The organism is Achromobacter sp. CF-sbj1-Ac2-l (assembly GCF_052698165.1).
The window spans coordinates 269,297-289,071 of the sequence record NZ_CP199855.1; the positions used below are offsets into that span (position 1 = coordinate 269,297).

Here is a 19,775-nt window from a genome sequence, read left to right on the forward strand (position 1 = left end):
AGAATGCACCACGCCTTGGCGTTTGCCTGCCTGTTGCCTGACGTGGAGCCCATCCCATGCGTATCGAGACGATTTCCAGATTGGCCGTGCTGGCCGCCGTTACCGTGCTGGCGGGCTGCGCGCAACCCGTGTCGACCCGCGAAGTCGCGCTCAATGCCGATGCCTACACCGCGCGCACCCTGTTGCCCGATGCCCTGCCGCCCGCGGTGCGGGCCAGGCTGCCGGCGGCGGGCACGCAGCCCATGGGGTTTCGCGCCTTGCGCATGACGGGCACCCAGCATACCGTCGGCATCGACCACGTCGCGGTGGACAGCGAGTACGAATTGACGTTCCACAATGATCGCGACGACGGCACGTTGCGCAGTATCTATATCGGCAAGCTCAATGGCCTGCCGGTCAACTACGTGTTGGCGCTCAACTATCGCAGCCTGGCGCTGCTGATCCATCAGGCCGGCGGATTCAAGGCCGCGCAGGTGCCGCCGCGCTGGATGGCGCGCGACATCCAGCAATGGCCGGGCGATGTGTTGGCCAATCCGCCGGAAAATGCCCGGTTCACGCTCGAGAGCGAGGGCGGATGGGAAGGGCGGCGAACCGGGCCCAGGCAAACGCTCACCTGCGCCAGCGGCACGGATTATCCCGCGAATCAAGTGCATGAGCGAATTCCCGGGCAAGCCATCGATTTGGATTGCGTGGAGACCAATGAAAGCGGTTTGTCGGTGCGCAAGCTGCGCTATGCCTTCCTGCGTCAGCTTGGAGTCGCGCTGGTCGTCGAGAGCACGACGCCCAGGGCCAGGACGACGACGACCATCGATACGCTACGGATGGAGTGATTGCCGCGCCGGATGCCGCGCGGCCCGAACACGCCCGAAGCCGTGTTCGTCGCCTTGGGCATGGCGGACGAGCTCTACAACCCCAGCGATCTGGACCGCGCCTATCGGCGGGACGATCCGCGCTGCTTTCCGTTGATCACCGCCTGTGGCGATATCGAGTTCCACTTCGTTGTGACCACCGCCGGTGGGGTGGAGGTGGGGTTCGAGCATGACGACCCGGACGCGCACGATTCGCAGGCGCGCCTGCGGTGGTTTTGCTGGACGCGATGATGTCGTGGGGCGCGCCGGATCATGAAGGCGCGGGCGTGTAACCGGGTTCTTATTTGACGGTCTTTCCGTTCTTATCAATGACCTGCCAGTTTCCGCCCGACCACCAGCGATGCTCGCCATCGCTTTCTTCCTTGCAGCCGAAGCCCACGCTGGCCCTGCCGTCCTTGAACGGAAAGGCGCAGTCGTAGACGGGGGCGACGACGATGGCGCCGGTTTCTTCGTCGGCATAGCCGATCTTGCCGTTCAGGCGGATGCGGTAGCGCCCGTCCTGTGGATAGTCAGGCCCGTTGTCGAACAGGTAGACCTGGTAGGGCTCGCGCAATTGCACGTCGGCGACACGGAATCCGCCGGCTTGTTTATCGAGATAGATGCAGTAGCGGAATGGATTGCTGGCAAGGAAGCACTCGTCTATCCATTCGGGTTCCAGCGACCGCTGCTTCAGGGTGGCACGGGCCTGTGCGGCGGTGTCATCGACGTCTGCTTGGGCCATGGCCGGAAACGGCAGGGCCAGCAGGATGAGCAGGAGCGGGCGGATGAGGGACATCGCGGTGGGCGGCGGCGGCCGCCATGGCAAGAGGGACGGAGCGTCATCATAGGCCGTTTGCCGCGGGGTGCGCGCCGCCGGGGCGCAATGTCAGGGGGCGACCGCGGGCGCCGCGAGTGGCGGTATTCCGCCGGCCGCTCAGGCCGACGCCGTCATGCCGCCGCCGGCCTCCATGCTGGCGCCGCCCACGCCGCCACTGTCCAGGCCGGCGCCGGTCGGGCCGCCGCCTTCGATCGCATGGGCCGATTTCTCGGCGTCGGCCAGGGCGTCCTGCACCTCGGCGACCTGTTTCTGGGTGGCCTTGTCCTGCATGCGCAGCTTGCTCTTGAGCATGGCGAGCAGTTCCTTCATGGCGCGGATGGCGTCGCGCACCGCCTGGGCATCATCCTGGCGGCGCTTCTGCTCGACCTGCCGTTCCTGGCGGGATTCGGCGGTGGACGTCGACTTGTCGTCGTCGCCGCTGGCGGCATTGGGTTTGTCTTGCTCGCCGGGCACCGAGACGTCCTTGGCGGCGTCGCGCGGCGCCGGGGTCGCGGCTTGCGCCGCGGGGGCGGGATCCGCCGCTTCGGCCGTGTCGGCGGCGGTCGCGACGGCGGTGTCGCTGGCGGCGGCATAGGCCGCCACGGCGCGCGAGGCGGTGGCGGCGCTGGGCACGGCGGCCTGGGCCGATGCTGCGTCGCCGGCATCGGCTGACGCGGGCCCGGCGGCGTTGGCGTCTTCGGCCGTGGTGGCCTGCGAGACGGTGGCGGCGGGGCCGTCCGTCGCGGGGCCGCTGGCACCCTGCACCACGGGCGCCGCCGTGGCGTCGGCGGCGCTCGCGGCCGGCGCGGCGCTGGCGCTGCTTTTGAGCGCCGCGGCGGCCTGGCCGAGTTCGCCGGCCAGTTGACGTAGTTCCAGAAGGATGGATTTGGCCGCGGCCTTGCCCAGGAACATCAGCATTTTCTTGAGCATCTCGATGCGCTGCTTGATCTGCGAGACGCGGGAACGGGCGAAATCCTGGCGCGACTGGGCCGCATCGACGGCGATCTGCGAGGCGGCCTTGCGCGCCTTGGCGGCGCGTTCGAGGGCGTCGTCGCTCAGCACCACGCGTACCGAGACCGGGCGGTCGCTGGTCGTGGTTTCCAGGTTCTGCGCCTTGGCATCGGCGTCGGCGTCGCGTCTGGCGGCGCGCGGGTCGCTGCCGGCGGGGACGGCGGGAGGAAGGAGGTTGTCGGTGGCCAATGGCTGCATGGGGATGTTCCGGTAAGGCGGGGCACATGGCATCGGGGGCGGGCCGGGTCGGCCGCTGCCCGCGATGGCGAGGTGACACGATATGTACGGCTGTCCGGCGCGCATTCTTTAACCGGCGGCGGTGGGGATCGGTCCGAGATCGCGTCGCGGGCGGGCGGCGGTGGTATCTTCTGCCCCATGTCCGCCCGTGATTCCTCCTTGTCCCTGTCCAGCGCGCCGGTGGCGCCAGACGTCGCCCGGCCCTACGTGCAGGCCGCCGGCACCACACGCACCCTGCATTTTTCCGAGAAAGTCATCCAGAGCCGCATGTCGACGCTCAATCCCGACGCGCTCGACCTGGAGTACACGCGGATGATGATGGGCTTCGTGCTGTTCGCCCCGGAGCCCGCCGACATTCTGATGGTGGGGTTGGGCGGCGGTTCGCTGGCCAAGTTCTGCCATCGCTACCTGACGCGTTCGCGCATCGCGGTGGTCGAGATCGACCCGGCCGTGATCGCGCTGCGCGAGGCGTTCATGGTCCCGCCCGACAGCGATCGCTTCCGGGTGGTGCAGGCCGACGGCGCCGATTATGTGCGCGGCCTGTGCGAGGCCGCCGACGTGCTGCTGCTCGACGGTTTTGACGATGCCGGGATTCCTGACGCGCTGTGTTCGGCGGATTTCTACGCGGACTGCCATCGCGCCCTGCGCGACGACGGCATCCTCGTGATCAACTTCCACGTCAACCATCCGGATCACCACGAGTACCTGGACCGGGTGCGGACCGCGTTCGGCAGCGCCATGTTCGAGGTGGTGGACGACGACATGACCAACAGCATCGTCTTCGCCTGCAAGGGCGACCTGCTGGATGATCCCGCGGCGGCCGACCTGAAGCGACCGGCCGCGATCGCCAAGGATGCCTGGCGCCAGTTGATGCCGACCTTGCGCGTGATCGGGGCCACGCGGGAATTGAAGTAGCACCGGGGGCGGGTTGCGCGGCCGCCCTACATCTGGTTGCGGGCGGCGGACTTTGGTTGCATCTGGCCGGCCAATGTGTCGCGAGGGCTTGATAGCATCCCCGCTTTCCCCGACAGGCAGGTCGCCCACCATGAGTATCTTCTCCCGCTTTTTCGGCCGCTCCGATACGCCCGGCGAGACCGCGGCCCTCACGGCCAATCCCGATATCGACAATCCATCGAGCCTGCAGGTCGTGTTCGCGGCGCCGCTGGCCCTGAAAGCCGACGCGCTGGCGGCGGCCTTGCGCGCCTACCACCCGGAAATGCGCCAGGCGCGCGCCGAGATCGAGCCGGACATGCCGGAACTGGTGGGCATGGTCGGCTGGGGCAGGCATGTGGTGCGCATGGTGGGCTGGAACGCGCCGTTGCCCCAGGAGGCGCTGGAAGTCTGCGTGGCGCCCGCGCACTACCCCGCGCCGGTCAAGGAGCAGGTGCGCGCCCACGTCAGCCACATTCTGCTGTACTACGCGGGCTTCGACGAGAATCCGCTGGAGCAGTACGTGGCGATGGCCGCGGTGGCTGGCGCGCTGGGTCGCTTCAACGCGGTCGCGGTGCTGAACGAGCATGCGCATACCTCGTTGCCCGCCGGCGTGTTCACCGACGATTCGCTGGGAGACGAAAGCCTTGAGGTGCTGCGTTCGCTGCCGCTGACCATGCTGTATTGCGGTTTCGTGAAATACGAGGTCGAAGGCGTGCAGGGCGTATGGATGCGCACCTACGGCGGCGACCGTTTCGGCCTGCCGGATTTCGCCGTGCTGGCCGAGGGTCACCACCAGGGCGAGGAGTATTCCGGCATGTTCAATAACATCATGGCCTACATGCTGGACAGCGGCGCCGAGTTGGCCGCCGGACATACCATGCAGATCGGCGAGGCCCGCTACATGAAGCTGCGCGAGCCGCGGGAGGCCGAGTACTACCTGCAGGGGCCTGGCCCGGTGCTGGTGGCGGAGATCATCGACGCTTCGCAGATCAATCAGCCCGAAGCCGGCCCCCAACACTGACGTCCCGCCGGGCCGGCGTTCGTCCGGCCCATTGGCGCCCCGGCCGGGGCGCCGTCACATGACCTTGCTTGCCTCTCGCTGCGTTTCATTTGGAAATTATTCTGCCGCTTGCCGATGCGTTGCGGCCCAAGAAAATTCCACCCTGGCACAGCATTTCAAAAATCGGACAAATAGAAGCGCGCACATAGGAGGAAATGGCCGAAGTTGGGGCCATTAATACGAAATAGCGCATTTCAATCCGTCACTTCCAAATATAAATTCTGTATTCAATTGTATATACTCGCCGCCGGATTTCTTTCTTTCAAACGACGCCCGGCGGGTTTGGCGCGGGCCAGCAGGAGAGTGGCATGTTGAAGAAGGCAGTACAGCTTGGCGCGGTAACGATGTTGTCGCTGGTGGTCGCGGGTTGCGCCACCGAACGCTCCCAGTCCGTGGCGGTCCCCGCCGTGGCGGCGGCCAGCAAGCCCTATCAAGGCGTGCGCAGCCCGATCTCGGTAGGCAAGTTCGACAACCGCACCAACTATCTGCGTGGCGTGTTCTCCGACGGCGTGGACCGGCTGGGCGGCCAGGCCAAGACGATTCTCGTCAGCCACCTGCAGCGCAGCGGCCGGTTCCAGGTGATGGATCGCGAGAACCTCTCCGAGATCGCCCAGGAAGCCGCCTTCAACAAGAAGGCCAGCCAGATCAAGGGCGCGCGCTACGTGGTGACGGGCGACGTGACCGCCTTCGGCCGCAAGGTGACGGGCGACCAGCAGTTGTTCGGCATTCTCGGCCGCGGCAAGGAACAGGTGGCCTATGCCAAGGTCGACCTGAACGTGGTCGACGTGACGACGTCCGAAGTGGTGTATTCCGCGTCCGGCGCCGGCGAATACAGCCTGTCCAACCGCGAAGTCATCGGCTTCGGTGGCACCGCCGGGTACGACTCGACGCTGAACGGCAAGGTGCTGGATCTGGCGATCCGCGAGGCCGTCGACCGCCTGGTCGACGGTATCGAACAGGGCGCCTGGCAGCCCGTACAACAGTGAAAGGGCGCCCCATGTTGAACAATCTGGCGATGGTTCGCCCGGTCGCGCTCGGGCGCGCCGGCCGCATCCTGGCGGTGGCCGCCCTGGCGGGCGCGCTGACTGCGTGCGCGCAACCCAAGAGCATGTATAGCTGGCAGTCATACCAGCCTTCGGTCTACGCCTACCTCAAGGACGACGGCGCCGATTACGCGGCGCAGACGCTGGCGATGGAAAAGAACATCGAGACCGCGCGGGCGACCAACGCGGAACTGCCGCCGGGCTTCCGCGCGCATCTTGGCATGCTGTATCTGAAGATGGGCGAAGGCGCCAAGGGCGTGGAGCAGTTGGAAGGCGAGAAGGCGGCTTTCCCGGAGTCCAAGCCGTTCATGGACTTCCTGCTGCGCAACGCCAGCAAGACGGCGGAAAACGCGTCGCAGGCCGCCCAGCCCGAGGCGGCGAAACCCGCGGCGCCCGCCAGCCAGGCCGCGCCTGAGCAAGCAACCAAGAAGGGAGCCTGACATGACCACGACCCTCCGTATCGCCGTGCTGGCGCTGGTGGCCTTGCTGGCCGGCTGCGCCGCGCCGCAACGCAATGTGGACTACGCCGCTTTCCGCGAGAGCAAGCCGGCGTCGATCCTGGTGCTGCCGCCGCTCAATACCTCGGTGGACGTGGCCGCGACAGCCGCGGTCTTGTCGCAGGCAACCTTGCCGCTGGCGGAATCGGGTTACTACGTGATCCCGGTGGCGGTGATGGACGAGACGTTCAAGCAGAACGGCCTGACCAGCGCCGAAGAAATCCATGAGCTGCCGGCTCCGCGGTTGCGCGAGATCTTCGGCGCCGATGCCGCGCTGTACATGACCGTCAAGCAGTATGGCTCCAGCTACGCCGTCCTTTCCAGTTCGATCACGGTCTCCATCGATGCCGCGCTGGTCGATCTGCGCACCGGCGCCAAGCTGTGGGATGGCAGCAAGCAGGTGGTGCAGGCCAGCAATGGCGGCGGCGGCCTGATCGGCATGCTGGTGCAGGCGGTGGTGGACCAGGTGGTCAACACGCTGTCCGACCGCAGCTTCGGCGTGGCGGGCATGACCAACAACATGCTGCTCAGCGCCGGCACGCCGGGCGGCATCCTGTACGGTCCGCGTTCGCCGCGCTACGCCGCGCAGTAAGTCCCCGACGTTTGCATCGGGTCGCACAGCCCTCGAACCGTTGCTCGGTTCGAGGGCTGTGTCGCATTCGACGTCCGCTGGCGCGGGCCGTCCGGTCAGGCCGCGCAGTTCGCGCCCTGCGCCACGCGGCGCCGGGCCGGCCAGAGGCGCAGGGCCAGGGCGCCGACCGCCGCGGCCGTGGCCACCGCGGTCACGCCGATCCAGCCCCAGTGCGCCAGTGCCAGGCTGCCGAGCGCACCGCCCGCGGCCATGCCGATGAAGACGCTGACCATCAGCACCGCGTTGAGCCGGCTACGCGCGGCGGGGTCGATGCCATAGACAATGCTCTGGTGCGCGATCAGCGCCACCTGGATGCCCAGGTCGAAGCCGATGGCGCTGGCCGCGATCAGCCACAGGCCTGATTGGGCCGACAGCAACGGCAGCAACGCCATGGTGGCGAACGACACCGCGGTCAGCGCGGCGCCCAGGCGGCTGACGGCGTTGGGGCCGCGCCGGTCGGCGTAGCGGCCGGCCAGCGGCGCCGCCAGGGCGCCGGCGGCGCCGGCCAGGCCGAAGGCGCCGGCCGCCGCCGCGCCCAGGTGGAATGGCGCCTCGTGCAGCATGACCGCCAGGGTCGACCAGAAGGCGCTGAAACCCAGCGACAACAGGCCTTGCGCGGTCGCGGCGCGGCGCAGTTTGCCGTGCTGGCGCCACAGGCGGGGCAGCGAGCGCAGCAGTTCGGCGTAGGGCAGCCGGGAGGTCGGGGCGAACGCGGGCAGGCCGCGCCACAGGGCCGCGCCCAGCGCCACGATCGACACCGCGGCGGCCAGGAACATGGTGCGCCAGCCGAGCTGTTCGGCGACGAAGCCGCTGATGACGCGTGACAGCAGGATGCCCAACAGCAGGCCGGTCATCACCGTGCCGACGATGCGGCCGCGATGCGCTGGTGGCGCCAACGTGGCGGCGGCGGGCACGATGTCCTGCGCCAGGGTGGCGGACAGTCCGATGGCGAAACTGGCGGCCAGCAGCACGCCGATGGCGGGGGCGGCGGCGGCCAGCAACAGCGCCGCGGCGAGGGCGGCGGCCTTGATCAGGACGATGCGCTTGCGGTCGTAGCGGTCGCCCAGCGGCGCCAGCAGCAGGATGCCGAACGCATAGCCCAACTGGGTCAGCGTCGGAATCCAGCCAAGCTGGCTGGCGCTGGCGTGCAGGTCCGCGCCCAGGATGCCCAGCATCGGTTGGTTGTAATACAGGGACGCAACGGCCAGGCCGGCGCCGATGGCGAGCAGCAGGACCAGTCCGGCGGACGGATCTTGGGTTGTGGGCGCGGGGTGCGCCCGGGTATCGGAGGACATGATGGGGGTTCCGTTCAGGAAATAGGCCGCGAAGGGGCACGGGGCAGATTCTGAGCGTCCGCGGGGGCCGTGGGTAGCCGTCCCCCGGGTAGATCCGTTATACGATAGGCGTATGACCAAGCCCGCCCTGCCCGCCGCAACTGGAACAGACCGCCTGCTGTTGCTGGAGACCTTCATACGCATCGTGGAGGCTGGCAGCCTGTCGGCGGCCGCTTTGCAGTTGGGAGCGACGCAGCCGACGATCAGCCGCCGGCTGCAGTTGCTGGAGCGCTCGCTGGGGGTGCGGCTGCTGCAGCGCTCGACCCACGCCATCCGGCTGACCGACGATGGCCAGCGCTGCTACGAACGCGCCCGGGAATTGACGACCACCTGGCAGTCGCTCGAGAGCGAGGTCAGTGGCGCGGGCGAGGACCTGACCGGGTCGTTGCGAGTGGTGGCGCCGCACGCGTTCGGTCAGAACCAGTTCATGGAGGCGTTGGCGCATTACCTGCGCCAGTATCCCCGCATGCGGGTGGAATGGCTGCTGCATGACAGGGTGCCGGATTTCATCGCCGAGAACATCGATTGCGCGATCAAGGTCGGGCCGGTGCAGGATCCTTCGGTGGTCGCGATCAAGCTGGGCGATGTGGCGCGCAGCGTCATGGCGGCGCCGTCGCTGCTGGGCGGCGGCCCCCTGCCCCGGCATCCGTCCGAACTGGCGGCGCTGCCGTGGCTCGCGCTGCGCACGTTCTACCGGGACGAAGTCAGCCTGACGCACGTCCGCACTGGCGAGGTGGTGCGCATCGACATCGTGCCGCGCCTGTCCACCGACGGCCTGTACGCGCTGCGCAAGGCCGCGCTGCAAGGCCTGGGCGTGGGTATCGCGTCGGCCTGGGCGCTGCGCGAGGAACTGGCCAGCGGCCAACTGGTGCAGTTGGCGCCGGACTGGTTCGCCCCGCCCTTGCCTGTCTATCTGGTCTACGCCCCGTCTCGCTTGCAACCACCGCGGCTGCGGCGTTTCATCGAGGTCATGCGCGAGCATCTGCCCGCGGAGTTGCGCGCGAGTGACGCGGTTTAGGCGCAGATCGCGGCATATCAGGGATTACCAGCAGCGCCGCGGCCGGATTGCGACAAGTGGCATCGGCCGTTGCCAGAATGGCAGCTTCCTTGCATTTTGTGTGGAAAGTGGGCGCTAGGCATTGACCTGGGCATCGGACAGAATTTCTGTACCGAAACATCAGGGGAAAATAATGACGACACTGCTCACCACCACCGACGTCGCGAAGATCGTGGCCGCACAGGGCCCGCGCAAGGTATTCGAAGATCTGCTGGATTATCTGCTGGCCGATTTCCTGCGCTGGCAGGAGTTCGACAAGAGCGCGCGCGTCGCCAGCCATTCGGCGACCGGCGTGATCGAACTGATGCCCACGGCCGACAACGATCTTTACAGCTTCAAGTATGTCAACGGCCATCCTGGCAATCCGGCGGCCGGTTTGAGCACCGTGATGGCCTTTGGCGCGCTGGCGCAGGTCAGCACCGGCGAACCGCTGCTGATCAGCGAACTGACGTTGACCACGGCGCTGCGCACCGCCGCCACGTCGGCGCTGGCCGCCCGCGCCCTGGCTCGTCCGGGCTCGCGCAGCATGGCGTTGATCGGCAACGGCGCGCAAAGCGAATTCCAGGCGCTGGCGTTCCATCACATTCTCGGCATCGACACGTTGCATCTGTATGACGTCGACCCGGCCGCCACCGACAAGCTCGAGCGCAATCTGGCCGGCGTGCCCGGCCTGCGACTGCGACGCTGCGACAGCACCGCCGCCGCCGCCAAGGGCGCGGACATCGTGACCACGGTGACGGCCGACAAGGCCTATGCCACCATCCTGACCGTCGACATGATCGAGCCGGGCATGCACATCAACGCCGTGGGAGGCGACTGCCCGGGCAAGACCGAGCTGCACGCCGACGTGCTGCGGGCTGGGCCGGTATTCGTCGAATACGAGCCGCAGACGCGCATCGAGGGCGACCTGCAGCAGATGCCCGCCGACTTCGCGGTGACCGAGTTGTGGCGCGTGCTGACGGGCCAGAGCGCCGGCCGGCAGGGCGATCACGACATCACCGTGTTCGACTCCGTCGGTTTCGCGCTCGAGGACTTCTCGGCCCTGCGCTGGCTGCGCGACAGCGCAGTCAAGCATGGCATCGGCTCCCGCGTGGAAGTGGCGCCGAGACTGGCCGATCCGAAGAATCTGTTCGAACTGGTGCGTGGCCGCCAGGCCGCGGCCCGCGCCAACCCGGCGCTGCTCAAGGACTGAGCCGCGCCAGGGCGCCGCGGCCTATTCGGATTGCGCCGGCTCGTGCGACACCGGCCGCCCCAGCAGGAAGCCCTGGAAGTGCGAGCAGCCTTCCTGCGTCAGCCTTTCCAGTTGGGCCGCGGTCTCCACCCCCTCGGCGGTGGTCGGGATATCGAGGCTGCGGCCGATGCCGTTGATGGCGCGGATGATGGCGAGCGCTTCCTTGCTCGATTCGACGTCCTGCGTGAAGGACTTGTCGATCTTGATCTTGTCGAACTCGAAGGTGCGCAGGTAGCCCAGCGATGAATAGCCGGTGCCGAAATCGTCCAGCGCCACTTTGACGCCCAGTTGCTTGAGCCGGTTGAGCGTGGTCAGGTTGGCCTCCGAATTGGCCAGCAGCACCGATTCGGTGATTTCCAACTCCAGCCGCCGCGCCGGCAGGCCGGAGGTGGCCAGGGCGGACTCCACCAGCGAGACTAGCGCGTTGTTGGTGAATTGCGTGGCCGACAGGTTCACCGCCACGGTTTCGTGCGCGTCCCAGGTCATGGCTTCGCGGCAGGCTTCGTGCAGCGTGAAGGCGCCCAGCTCGTGGATCAGGCCGGTCTCTTCGGCGATGGGGATGAAGTCGTTGGGCATGATCAGGCCCTTGGCCGGATGCTGCCAGCGCATCAGCGCCTCGCGCCCCACCGTGCGGACGTGGGTGATGTCCTTGATCGGCTGGTAGTACAACTGTAGCTGCTGCGACAGGATCGCCTGGCGCAGGTCCATTTCCATTTCGTGGCGCTTGAGCGCGGCCGCTTCCATTTCGGGCTTGAAAAACGCCAGGCAGTTGCGGCCATTGCGCTTGGCTTCGTACAGCGCCATATCGGCGTAGCGCAGCAGGTGATCGGCGCTGGCTTCCTGCGCGGTAGCCCGGGCGATGCCGATGCTGACGCTGACCGGCACCGTGTGGCCATCGACCTGGAACGGCTCGCGCACCGCATCGATGAGGCGCTGCGCCATATGGCGCAGGTCGTCGGTCTTCTCGATGCCGGGCAGCACCACCGCGAATTCGTCGCCGCCCAGTCGCGCCAGCGTGTCCTGCTCGCGCAGGTTCTTGGCCAGGCGCCGTGCCAATTGACGCAGCAGCTCATCGCCGTACTGGTGGCCAAGCGTATCGTTGACGCTCTTGAAATTGTCCAGGTCCAGGCATAGCACCGCGGCGCTGCGTTCCCGGCCCTCGGGCGACAGCGCCTTGAGGAGCCGCTCGCGGAACAGGCGGCGGTTGGGTATCCCGGTGAGCGTGTCATGGTGTGCCATGTAGCGCACCTGGGCCTGGGCCGCGTTCTCGTCGGTGATGTCGTCGGCGATCAGCAGCACGTAGCGCGAACGCGGGTCGCTGCTGTGAAACACCAGCGTCTTGCTGCGCAGCGTGCGCGGGCCGCGGCCGGTGACGACCTCTTCCTGACCGGCCTCGCGCAGGGCGCCGTCGGAGCGCAGGGCGTCATTGGTCAGGCGCTCGAAGAATTCATGGACCGCGGGCGGCAAACATTGCTGCATGGTGCGGCCCTGCATCTGCTCGCGGCGCGCGCCGAAGACGTTTTCGGTCTGCCGGTTGGCCAGCAGGATGCGGCGCGACACCGCGTCCAGCACGAGCACGCAGGACGGGATGTGCGAGACCACGGCTTCCAGGAAGCTGGACAGCGAGGTCAGCTCGCTGTTGTAGCGCTCGGCCAGTTCCTTGGCATGCAGCACCTGCAGTTCGCGTTCGCGCCGTTCGGTGCAATCGCGCGTGATCTTGGCGTAGCCGATGAGCGCGCCAGCGTCGTCGTGGATGGCGTCGATCACCACGTGGGCCCAGAACGGCGCGCCGTCCTTGCGGATGCGCCAGCCTTCGGCCTCGAAGCGGCCCTGCTCGCGGGCGATGCTCAGGCCGCGTCCCGGCAGGCCCGAGGCCTGGTCGGCGGGGCTGTAGAAGCAGGAAAAATGCCGCCCCACGATTTCGTCCCGCGTATACCCCTTGGCGCGCTCGGCGCCGGCGTTCCAGTTGGCGACGGTGCCGTCGGGGTTCAACATGTAGATGGCGTAGTCAACGACACCTTGCACGAGGTGCCGATACATGACGTCGGAATGGTCGATGATCATTGAGAGTGGGCAGGCGTAACAGGCTCAGGGTTTCATGCGTTGCTTGAGGGCCTGCGTGATCATGGGGATGTCGAGATCCTGGCCCGGATGCTTCTGGCAGAAGTCGTACAACACCGCGATGTAGGCGTTGCCCAGCAGTTTGGTGATGGCGCCGGCGGTGGTGGCGGCGATGGTGCCGCCGATCGCGCTGCCGGCGCCGGGGATGAACTTCAGCAGGCCCGACACCACCGAGCGCCCGACCAGCGTGGCCGCGGACGCGCCCAGCGTGGACGTGACCAGCGTGCTGATGGCGGCGGTGTTCAGTTCCATGCCGAAGGTGATGCCGATCTTGGCGATCATGCCGACCTGAATCGGCACCAGCGCCACGGCGTCGGAGAACGGGATCGGCGCGGCGGCGGCCGACGCGGCCAGGCCGGCGGCGACGTTGACCTCTATTTCAGCCCGCTTTTTTTTTACTTCCAGCGCTTTCTGGTTGCGGGTCGAGAGCGCGTTGGCGTAGGCGCGCTGCTGCGATTCGGGAATGAACGCGGCGGTGGCTTCGATCAGCGCGTCCAGCCCCATTGGCGGCAGGTCGGCGTCCAGTTCCTCGATGCGTTCGGGCAGCGCGCGCACCGCCACCACCTGGCGCGCGCGCGGCAGCAGCGCCCGCGCCTGTTCCAGGAAGGGGCTGTTCTTGCGCGCCTTGGTGAGCACGCCGATGACCGGTATGCCGGCATCGGCCAGCAGCGCGCACAGCTCGATCTCGGCATCTTCGACACGGTGGCTGCTGTCCTGGATGCACAGCCAGGCCACATGCAGATGCCGGTCCTGGTCTTCCGAAGCCGCGCGCTCGCGGATCAGGTCGGCCAGTTGCTGACGCGAGCGGGCGTAATCGCCAACTTCCAGGCCGCGGGTGTCGATGATGGTGAGCGGATGGCCGGGCCGCGAGAATTCCTGCGTGGTCTGCGTGACCGGCTTGCCGGCGCCGGTCTTGGCCAGGTCGCCGCGGAACACCGCGTTGATGAGCGTGCTCTTGCCTACGCCGGTCTTGCCGGCGACCAGGATGTTGACGCGGCCGGCGCCGCGCGTGGCGGTGCTGATCGCATCGGCGATCGCGTCCTGCAACTGGGGCGTGTCGTGGCGGGGCGGAGTCATGGTTGGCAAGGGCAGGGCGCGCGGCGGGCGCGGGGATCGGATATGGCTCGATTCTAGCGACAAACGCCGACTGGGCCTTACCGCCCGGGCGGACTGGGCCTTACCGCCCGGCCGACGCGGGATCAGCCGTACAGGTGCTCCGCGTCCGGAAAGCGGCGCGCGCGCACGTCGGCGGCGTAGTCGCGGGCGGCATCCTGGATGCGGGCCGACAGGGTGTCGTAGCGCTTCACGAAGCGGGCGGTGCGGTCGAACATGCCGAGCATGTCGTCAACCACCAGCACCTGGCCGTCGCAGCCGGCGGACGCGCCGATGCCGATGGTGGGGCAGGCGATGGCTTCGGTGATGGCCAGCGCCAGTGGCTCGACCACGCCCTCGATCACCACCGCGAAGGCGCCGGCGTCGGCCACGGCCGTGGCGTCGGCGGCGATGCGGGCGTATTCGGCATCGCCGCGGCCGCGCGCGCCGTAGCCACCGAGAATGTTGACGGCCTGGGGCGTGAGGCCGATGTGCGCCATGACGGGAATGCCCCGCGCCGACAGGCAGGCGATGGCCGGCGCCATGGCCTGGCCGCCTTCCAGCTTGACGGCGCTGGCGCCGGTTTCCTTGAGGACGCGGGCGGCCGAGCGGAAAGCCTGTTCGGGGCTTTCCTCATAGCTGCCGAAGGGCATGTCGACCACCACCAGCGCCTGGCGCGCGCCGCGCACGACGGCGGCGCCGTGCGCGATCATCATGTCGAGCGTGACGGGCACGGTGGACGGCAGCCCATAGATGGTCTGCGCCAGGCTGTCGCCCACCAGCAGCGCGTCGCAGTGGGGATCGAGCAATTCGGCCATGCGCGCGGTGTAGGCGGTGAGCATGACCAGCGGCTCGGCGCGCTTGCGGGCGCGAAAGGCCGGGACGGTCATGCGGCGCGGCGCGGCGGCCGCGGAATTCAGGGTGGCGGTGGTGGACATGCGGGGCTCCTGGTCTGCGGCGCGCGGGGCCTGGTGCGGACGCCGCGCGCGGCACAGGTATATCACGGCGGCGGGGCCGGCGCCTCCAGCAGGGCCGCGCGCATGTCTTCGAGAAAGGTCGCGGCGATGTCGTCCAGGTGGCTGCGCCGTTTCGCCACCATGCTGATCTCGACATCGTAGTGGTAGACGTTGGCGTCCAGCGCATGCAGCAGGCCGGCGGCCACGTACGGCGCCGCATAGTGCTCGGGCAGGTATCCGAGGTGCGCGCCCGACAGGATCAGGATCAGCGCGGCCTCCATGTTGTCGGCCTCGGAGGTGATGTGGCGCGGCCGGCCGGCGAACGACGACTCCGGCAAGGGGTAGGTGCGCCAGGTCCAGTCGGCGTCGGCCAGATCCTGCTCGGTGACGCGGCCGGCGCGCGCCGCCAGCGGATGGGTGGCGCCACAGTAAGCGATCTGGCGTTCCTGGAACAGCGCGGTGTAGTCCAGCATCGGCACCCGGTGCAGGAAGTAGCCGATGGCGACCTGCATCTCGTCCTTGAGGATCAGCTCTTCGAGTTCGCGCGGGCTGCGGATCAGCACCGACAGGCGCACGGCCTCGTCGCGCCGGCGGAATCTCTCGATGGCGTGGCCGATGCGCGCGTTCTGCGCCATGGTGGCGTTGCCGATCAGGCCCAGCGTCAGGTTGCCCACCAGTTGCCGATGCATATTGCGCGCCTGCGCGCTGAAGTCATCCAGCGACGCCAGCGCGCGGCGCGCCAGCTTGTCGAAACGCTGTCCCTTGGCGGTCAGGCGAAAGCCGCCGCGCCCGCGTTCGCACAGGGTGAAGCCAAGCCGGGTTTCGAGCGTGGCGAGCTGGCTGCTGATGGTGGACTGGCCCACGCCCAGCAGGGCCTGCGCGGCCGACACGCCGCCAGCGTCGACGATGGTCAGGAAGACGCGGATCAGCCGCAGGTCGAGGTCGGAGACGTTCGAGAGCATAGGGTAACTACCGACAAAACATTGACGAAAATCGATGTGAATTTTCCGAACCAGATATGGATGGAAAAAGAGTGGATTCCTATTATTCCACCGGTGTTGCCGATTCAACCTGGCGCCGGTGCCGTCGGCGGCCAACAGGCAATCGGCAGCCCGGAGAATCGATTTTTTCCGGATTCACTTCTACGTAAATAGTTGTTTAGCCGGCGGCGGTCATTCAGCGCGCGGATCGCGCGCGACGAGACAAGGGGAAGGACATGTTTGTCGACATAGGCGTTGTCGTGGCCTATCTTGCCGCGATGCTGCTACTGGGCTGGTACGGCATGCGGCGGGCCAGGACGCACGAGGATTTCCTGGTGGCGGGCCGCAATCTCGGACCGGCCTTCTACATGGGCACCATGGCGGCCACGGTGCTCGGCGGCGCCAGCACCGTCGGCACGGTGCGGCTGGGGTATGTGCATGGCATCTCCGGCTTCTGGCTGTGCGCCATGCTGGGCCTGGGCATCATCGTGCTGAACGTGTTCCTGGCCCGGCCGCTGCTGAAGCTGCGCATCTTCACCGTGACGCAGATCCTGGAGTTCCGCTACAGCGCGCGCACCCGGCATGTCAGCGCGCTGGTGATGATGGCCTACGCGCTGATGCTGGCCGCGACCTCGGTGATCGCGACCGGCACGGTGATGCAGGTGCTGTTCGACATGCCCTTCTGGCTGGCGATACTGGTGGGCGGCGGCGTGGTAGTGGTCTATTCGGCGGTGGGCGGCATGTGGTCGCTGACCCTGACCGACATCGTGCAGTTCCTGATCAAGACCGTCGGCCTGATGGCCGTGCTGCTGCCGATCTGCCTGTCGCGGGTCGGCGGCTGGGACCAACTGGTGGCGAAACTGCCGGCGGCCAGCTTCGCGCCGACCGCGATCGGCTGGCCCACCATCGTGACGTATTTCCTGATCTATTTCTTCGGCATCCTGATCGGCCAGGACATCTGGCAACGCGTCTTCACCGCCCGCAGCGAGCGGGTGGCGAGGCTGGCGGGGGCGGCGGCGGGGCTGTATTGCATCGTCTATGGCCTGGTGGGCGCGCTGATCGGCATGACGGCGAGGGTCTTGCTGCCCGACCTGGACAACGTCAACAACGCTTTTGCCGCCATCGTGCAGGCCGAGCTGCCCGCCGGCATCCGCGGCCTGGTGATCGCGGCGGCGCTGGCGGCCATGATGTCCACGGCCAGCGCGGCGATGCTGGCGTCTTCCACCGTGTTGGCCGAGGACCTGCTGCCGGCCTTGCGCGGCGGCCGCGGCTTCACCCATGTGCGCAGCCATCGCCTGATGACACTGCTGGTCGGCGTGGCCACGCTCGGCATCGCGCTGGTGGTCGATGACGTGCTGGACGCGCTTACCTGCGCCTACAACCTGCTGGTCGGCGGCATGCTGGTGCCGATCCTGGGCGCCATCTGGTGGCGCCGCGGAACGACCACGGGCGCGATCGCCAGCATGCTGCTGGGCTGCGCCACGGCGATCGGCTTCATGATCCGCGACGGCCTGGCGGCCAATACGCCGATCTACGCCAGCCTGGCCGTCAGCGCCGTCAGCTTCATCATCGTCAGCCTGATGGGACAGGCGGCGGCGCCGGTCCACGGCGATTCATCTTCCAGGAGCACCCCATGAGTTTCACCCCCGAGAAGCTGGCCGCGTTGCGCGCCCGGTTCGGCGGCGCCAACGAAGCCGTCATCCACGATCCGCACTTTCGCGCGGTGGCGGCCAACGTCATCGACGACAGCGGCACGCGCAGCGCGCCCTATGCCGGCATGCCGACACTGCTGGATGCGCCGGCCCGGCAGATCGACTGGAGCCGGCCGGATTTCGGCGATCTGCAGGTGGCGCTGCTGGGCGTGCCGATGGACCTGGGGGCCAGCAATCGCAGCGGCTGTCGCTTCGGACCGCGCGCGCTGCGCGCCATCGAGCGCGTCGGGCCGTACAACCACGCGCTCAAATGCACGCCGGTGCGCGAGCTGCGCGTGGCCGACATCGGCGACGTGCCGATGCGCAGCCGCTACAGCCTGGAACAGTCGCACGAGGACATCCACGCGACCTACGAGAAGATCGTGGCGGCCGGCGTCACGCCGCTGTCGGTGGGCGGCGACCATTCCGTGACGCTGCCGATCCTGCGCGCATTGGGGGCGCGGCAGCCGGTGGCGCTGGTGCACTTCGATGCGCATTGCGATACCGGCGGTCCGTTCGACGGCAGCCGCTTTCATCATGGCGGGCCGTTCCGGCAAGCGGTGCTGGAAGGCGTGCTCGACCCGACCCGCACGATCCAGATCGGCATCCGCGGCTCGGCCGAGTACCTGTGGGAGTTCTCGTACGAGTCGGGCATGACGGTGATCCACGCCGAGGACATTCCGCGCCTGGGAGTGGACGCCATCATCGCCCAGGCGCGGGCCGTGGTCGGCGACGCGCCCGTGTATGTGTCGTTCGACATCGATTGCCTGGATCCGGCTTTCGCGCCCGGCACCGGCACGCCGGAGGTCGGCGGCGTGACCGTGCGCGAGGCCCAGGCCATGCTGCGTGGATTGGCGGGCCTGGACATCGTCGGCGGTGACCTGGTGGAAGTGGCGCCGTCGTATGACGCCACCGCCAATACGGCGCACGCGGGCGCGCAGATCCTGTTCGAGATCCTGAGCCTGATGCGGCTGCGCGGCGCGCGCTGAGGCGTCGGGGCCCGGCGCGCCGATGCTTTGGCGCCGCGCAGCAGGCACGTTGGCAAGGGTCCTGTCGCCGTCGCAGATCTGTCATGCCGGAAAAAAAGGCCCGGCATGTGCCGGGCCCTCGGGAACATCCGCCGGTGTCAGAAGTGGATCACGGTGCGGATCGATTTGCCTTCATGCATCAGGTCGAAGGCCTCGTTGATGCGGTCCAGCGGCAGTGTGTGGGTGACGAACGGATCCAGGTCGATCTTGCCGTTCATCGCGTCCTCGACCATGCCGGGAAGCTGGGTGCGGCCCTTGACGCCGCCGAAGGCCGAGCCGCGCCAGACGCGGCCGGTGACCAGTTGGAACGGGCGCGTGCTGATTTCCTGGCCGGCGCCGGCCACGCCGATGATGATGCTTTCGCCCCAACCCTTATGGCAGCATTCGAGCGCGGCGCGCATCACGTGCACGTTGCCGATGCATTCGAACGAGAAGTCCACGCCGCCGTCGGTGAGCTCGACGATCACTTCCTGGATCGGCTTGTCGTGGTCCTTGGGGTTGATGCAGTCGGTGGCGCCCATGGCGCTGGCCAGCACGAACTTGTTGGGGTTGGTGTCGACCGCGATGATGCGGCCGGCCTTGGCCTGCACCGCGCCCTGGATCACCGCCAGGCCGATGCCGCCCAGGCCGAACACGGCCACGGTGTCGCCTTCCTTGACCTTGGCGGTGTTGTGCACCGCGCCCAGGCCGGTGGTGACGCCGCAGCCCAGCAGGCAGACCTTCTCGTGCGGCGCGGCCGGGTTGATCTTGGCCAGCGAGATCTCGTTGACCACGGTGTACTCACTGAAGGTCGAGCAGCCCATGTAGTGGTAGAGCGGCTTGCCTTCATAACTGAAGCGCGAGGTGCCGTCGGGCATCACGCCCTTGCCCTGGGTGGCGCGCACTTTCTGGCACAGGTTGGTCTTGCCCGACAGGCAGAACTTGCACTCGCGGCACTCGGCCGTGTAGAGCGGGATGACGTGATCGCCCGGCTTGAGCGAGGTCACGCCCTCGCCGACCTCGACCACCACGCCGGCGCCTTCATGGCCCAGCACCGCGGGGAAGAGGCCTTCGGGGTCGTCGCCGCTGAGGGTGAAGGCGTCGGTGTGACAGACGCCCGTGTGGGTGATCTGCACCAGCACTTCGCCGCGCTGCGGGGGCGCGACGTCGATTTCAACGATTTCCAGCGGCTTGCCGGGTCCGAATGCAACTGCTGCGCGTGATTTCAT

At 67.7% G+C, this 19,775-nt stretch carries 20 protein-coding genes; 12 read left to right on the forward strand and 8 right to left on the reverse strand.

What is annotated here, in order from left to right; translation table 11 throughout:
• Positions 1-56: 56 nt before the first annotated feature.
• Both ACUDCK_RS01260 and ACUDCK_RS01265 read left to right on the forward strand, forming a co-directional pair.
• Positions 57-830 carry a hypothetical protein gene (locus tag ACUDCK_RS01260; protein WP_175167257.1) on the forward strand — a complete coding sequence of 258 codons (774 nt, stop codon included), beginning with the start codon at positions 57-59 and terminating at the stop codon, positions 828-830.
• Positions 831-1,100 (forward strand): hypothetical protein, encoded by a 270-nt coding sequence (locus ACUDCK_RS01265; protein WP_175167256.1) that lies wholly within the window; start codon positions 831-833, stop codon positions 1,098-1,100.
• 49 nt (positions 1,101-1,149) lie between these two features.
• Here ACUDCK_RS01265 and ACUDCK_RS01270 read toward each other — a convergent pair whose 3' ends face one another.
• Positions 1,150-1,644: a hypothetical protein gene (locus ACUDCK_RS01270; protein WP_244976884.1), complete on the reverse strand. Its 495-nt coding sequence runs from the start codon at positions 1,642-1,644 to the stop codon at positions 1,150-1,152.
• 138 nt (positions 1,645-1,782) lie between these two features.
• Positions 1,783-2,874 carry a hypothetical protein gene (locus tag ACUDCK_RS01275; RefSeq protein ID WP_175167255.1) on the reverse strand — a complete coding sequence of 364 codons (1,092 nt, stop codon included), beginning with the start codon at positions 2,872-2,874 and terminating at the stop codon, positions 1,783-1,785.
• 177 nt (positions 2,875-3,051) lie between these two features.
• Here ACUDCK_RS01275 and ACUDCK_RS01280 point away from each other — a divergent pair, with 177 nt between their 5' ends.
• The 5 genes from ACUDCK_RS01280 to ACUDCK_RS01300 all read left to right on the forward strand — a co-directional run bounded on the left by ACUDCK_RS01280 (position 3,052) and on the right by ACUDCK_RS01300 (position 7,038).
• On the forward strand, positions 3,052-3,828 hold the full coding sequence (locus tag ACUDCK_RS01280; RefSeq protein WP_175143661.1) for a fused MFS/spermidine synthase: 777 nt from the start codon (positions 3,052-3,054) through the stop codon (positions 3,826-3,828).
• Positions 3,829-3,958: 130 nt separating this feature from the next.
• The gene (locus ACUDCK_RS01285; protein WP_054503685.1) at positions 3,959-4,867 is read left to right on the forward strand and encodes a DUF4261 domain-containing protein; all 909 of its coding nucleotides are present in this window, start codon (positions 3,959-3,961) and stop codon (positions 4,865-4,867) included.
• 347 nt (positions 4,868-5,214) lie between these two features.
• Complete coding sequence (locus ACUDCK_RS01290) at positions 5,215-5,892, forward strand: CsgG/HfaB family protein (RefSeq protein WP_054503684.1); 678 nt, start codon at positions 5,215-5,217, stop codon at positions 5,890-5,892.
• A gap of 11 nt (positions 5,893-5,903) precedes the next feature.
• Positions 5,904-6,389 carry a DUF4810 domain-containing protein gene (locus ACUDCK_RS01295; protein WP_054503683.1) on the forward strand — a complete coding sequence of 162 codons (486 nt, stop codon included), beginning with the start codon at positions 5,904-5,906 and terminating at the stop codon, positions 6,387-6,389.
• Between the two features lies 1 nt (position 6,390).
• A complete protein-coding gene (locus ACUDCK_RS01300; RefSeq protein WP_054503682.1) occupies positions 6,391-7,038 on the forward strand; it encodes a DUF799 domain-containing protein in 648 nt (215 codons plus the stop codon).
• A gap of 95 nt (positions 7,039-7,133) precedes the next feature.
• Here ACUDCK_RS01300 and ACUDCK_RS01305 read toward each other — a convergent pair whose 3' ends face one another.
• Positions 7,134-8,372: an MFS transporter gene (locus ACUDCK_RS01305; protein ID WP_175167254.1), complete on the reverse strand. Its 1,239-nt coding sequence runs from the start codon at positions 8,370-8,372 to the stop codon at positions 7,134-7,136.
• Between the two features lie 112 nt (positions 8,373-8,484).
• Between ACUDCK_RS01305 and ACUDCK_RS01310 the strand changes: the two genes are divergently transcribed.
• On the forward strand, positions 8,485-9,429 hold the full coding sequence (locus ACUDCK_RS01310) for a LysR family transcriptional regulator (RefSeq protein WP_175167253.1): 945 nt from the start codon (positions 8,485-8,487) through the stop codon (positions 9,427-9,429).
• Between the two features lie 172 nt (positions 9,430-9,601).
• Positions 9,602-10,660 (forward strand): ornithine cyclodeaminase, encoded by a 1,059-nt coding sequence (locus tag ACUDCK_RS01315; protein WP_175167252.1) that lies wholly within the window; start codon positions 9,602-9,604, stop codon positions 10,658-10,660.
• Positions 10,661-10,681: 21 nt separating this feature from the next.
• Here ACUDCK_RS01315 and ACUDCK_RS01320 read toward each other — a convergent pair whose 3' ends face one another.
• The 4 genes from ACUDCK_RS01320 to ACUDCK_RS01335 all read right to left on the reverse strand — a co-directional run bounded on the left by ACUDCK_RS01320 (position 10,682) and on the right by ACUDCK_RS01335 (position 15,830).
• Complete coding sequence (locus ACUDCK_RS01320; protein ID WP_116791698.1) at positions 10,682-12,763, reverse strand: sensor domain-containing protein; 2,082 nt, start codon at positions 12,761-12,763, stop codon at positions 10,682-10,684.
• 24 nt (positions 12,764-12,787) lie between these two features.
• Complete coding sequence (locus tag ACUDCK_RS01325) at positions 12,788-13,897, reverse strand: YcjF family protein (protein ID WP_054488422.1); 1,110 nt, start codon at positions 13,895-13,897, stop codon at positions 12,788-12,790.
• A gap of 122 nt (positions 13,898-14,019) precedes the next feature.
• A complete protein-coding gene (panB, locus tag ACUDCK_RS01330) occupies positions 14,020-14,850 on the reverse strand; it encodes a 3-methyl-2-oxobutanoate hydroxymethyltransferase (RefSeq protein ID WP_175143664.1) in 831 nt (276 codons plus the stop codon).
• A 62-nt stretch (positions 14,851-14,912) separates the two neighbouring features.
• On the reverse strand, positions 14,913-15,830 hold the full coding sequence (locus ACUDCK_RS01335) for a LysR family transcriptional regulator (protein WP_054503677.1): 918 nt from the start codon (positions 15,828-15,830) through the stop codon (positions 14,913-14,915).
• 21 nt (positions 15,831-15,851) lie between these two features.
• Here ACUDCK_RS01335 and ACUDCK_RS01340 point away from each other — a divergent pair, with 21 nt between their 5' ends.
• The 3 genes from ACUDCK_RS01340 to speB all read left to right on the forward strand — a co-directional run bounded on the left by ACUDCK_RS01340 (position 15,852) and on the right by speB (position 18,528).
• The gene (locus ACUDCK_RS01340; RefSeq protein WP_175143666.1) at positions 15,852-16,022 is read left to right on the forward strand and encodes a hypothetical protein; all 171 of its coding nucleotides are present in this window, start codon (positions 15,852-15,854) and stop codon (positions 16,020-16,022) included.
• A 62-nt stretch (positions 16,023-16,084) separates the two neighbouring features.
• Entirely contained in the window at positions 16,085-17,485 is a 1,401-nt protein-coding gene (locus ACUDCK_RS01345) for a sodium:solute symporter (protein ID WP_175167251.1), read from the forward strand.
• Entirely contained in the window at positions 17,482-18,528 is a 1,047-nt protein-coding gene (gene speB / locus ACUDCK_RS01350; protein ID WP_054503675.1) for an agmatinase, read from the forward strand. Before ACUDCK_RS01345 ends, speB begins: the two co-directional genes overlap by 4 nt.
• Positions 18,529-18,665: 137 nt before the next feature.
• On the opposite strand, the gene ACUDCK_RS01355 is transcribed toward speB, so the two are convergent.
• Positions 18,666-19,775 carry an S-(hydroxymethyl)glutathione dehydrogenase/class III alcohol dehydrogenase gene (locus ACUDCK_RS01355; protein ID WP_054503674.1) on the reverse strand — a complete coding sequence of 370 codons (1,110 nt, stop codon included), beginning with the start codon at positions 19,773-19,775 and terminating at the stop codon, positions 18,666-18,668.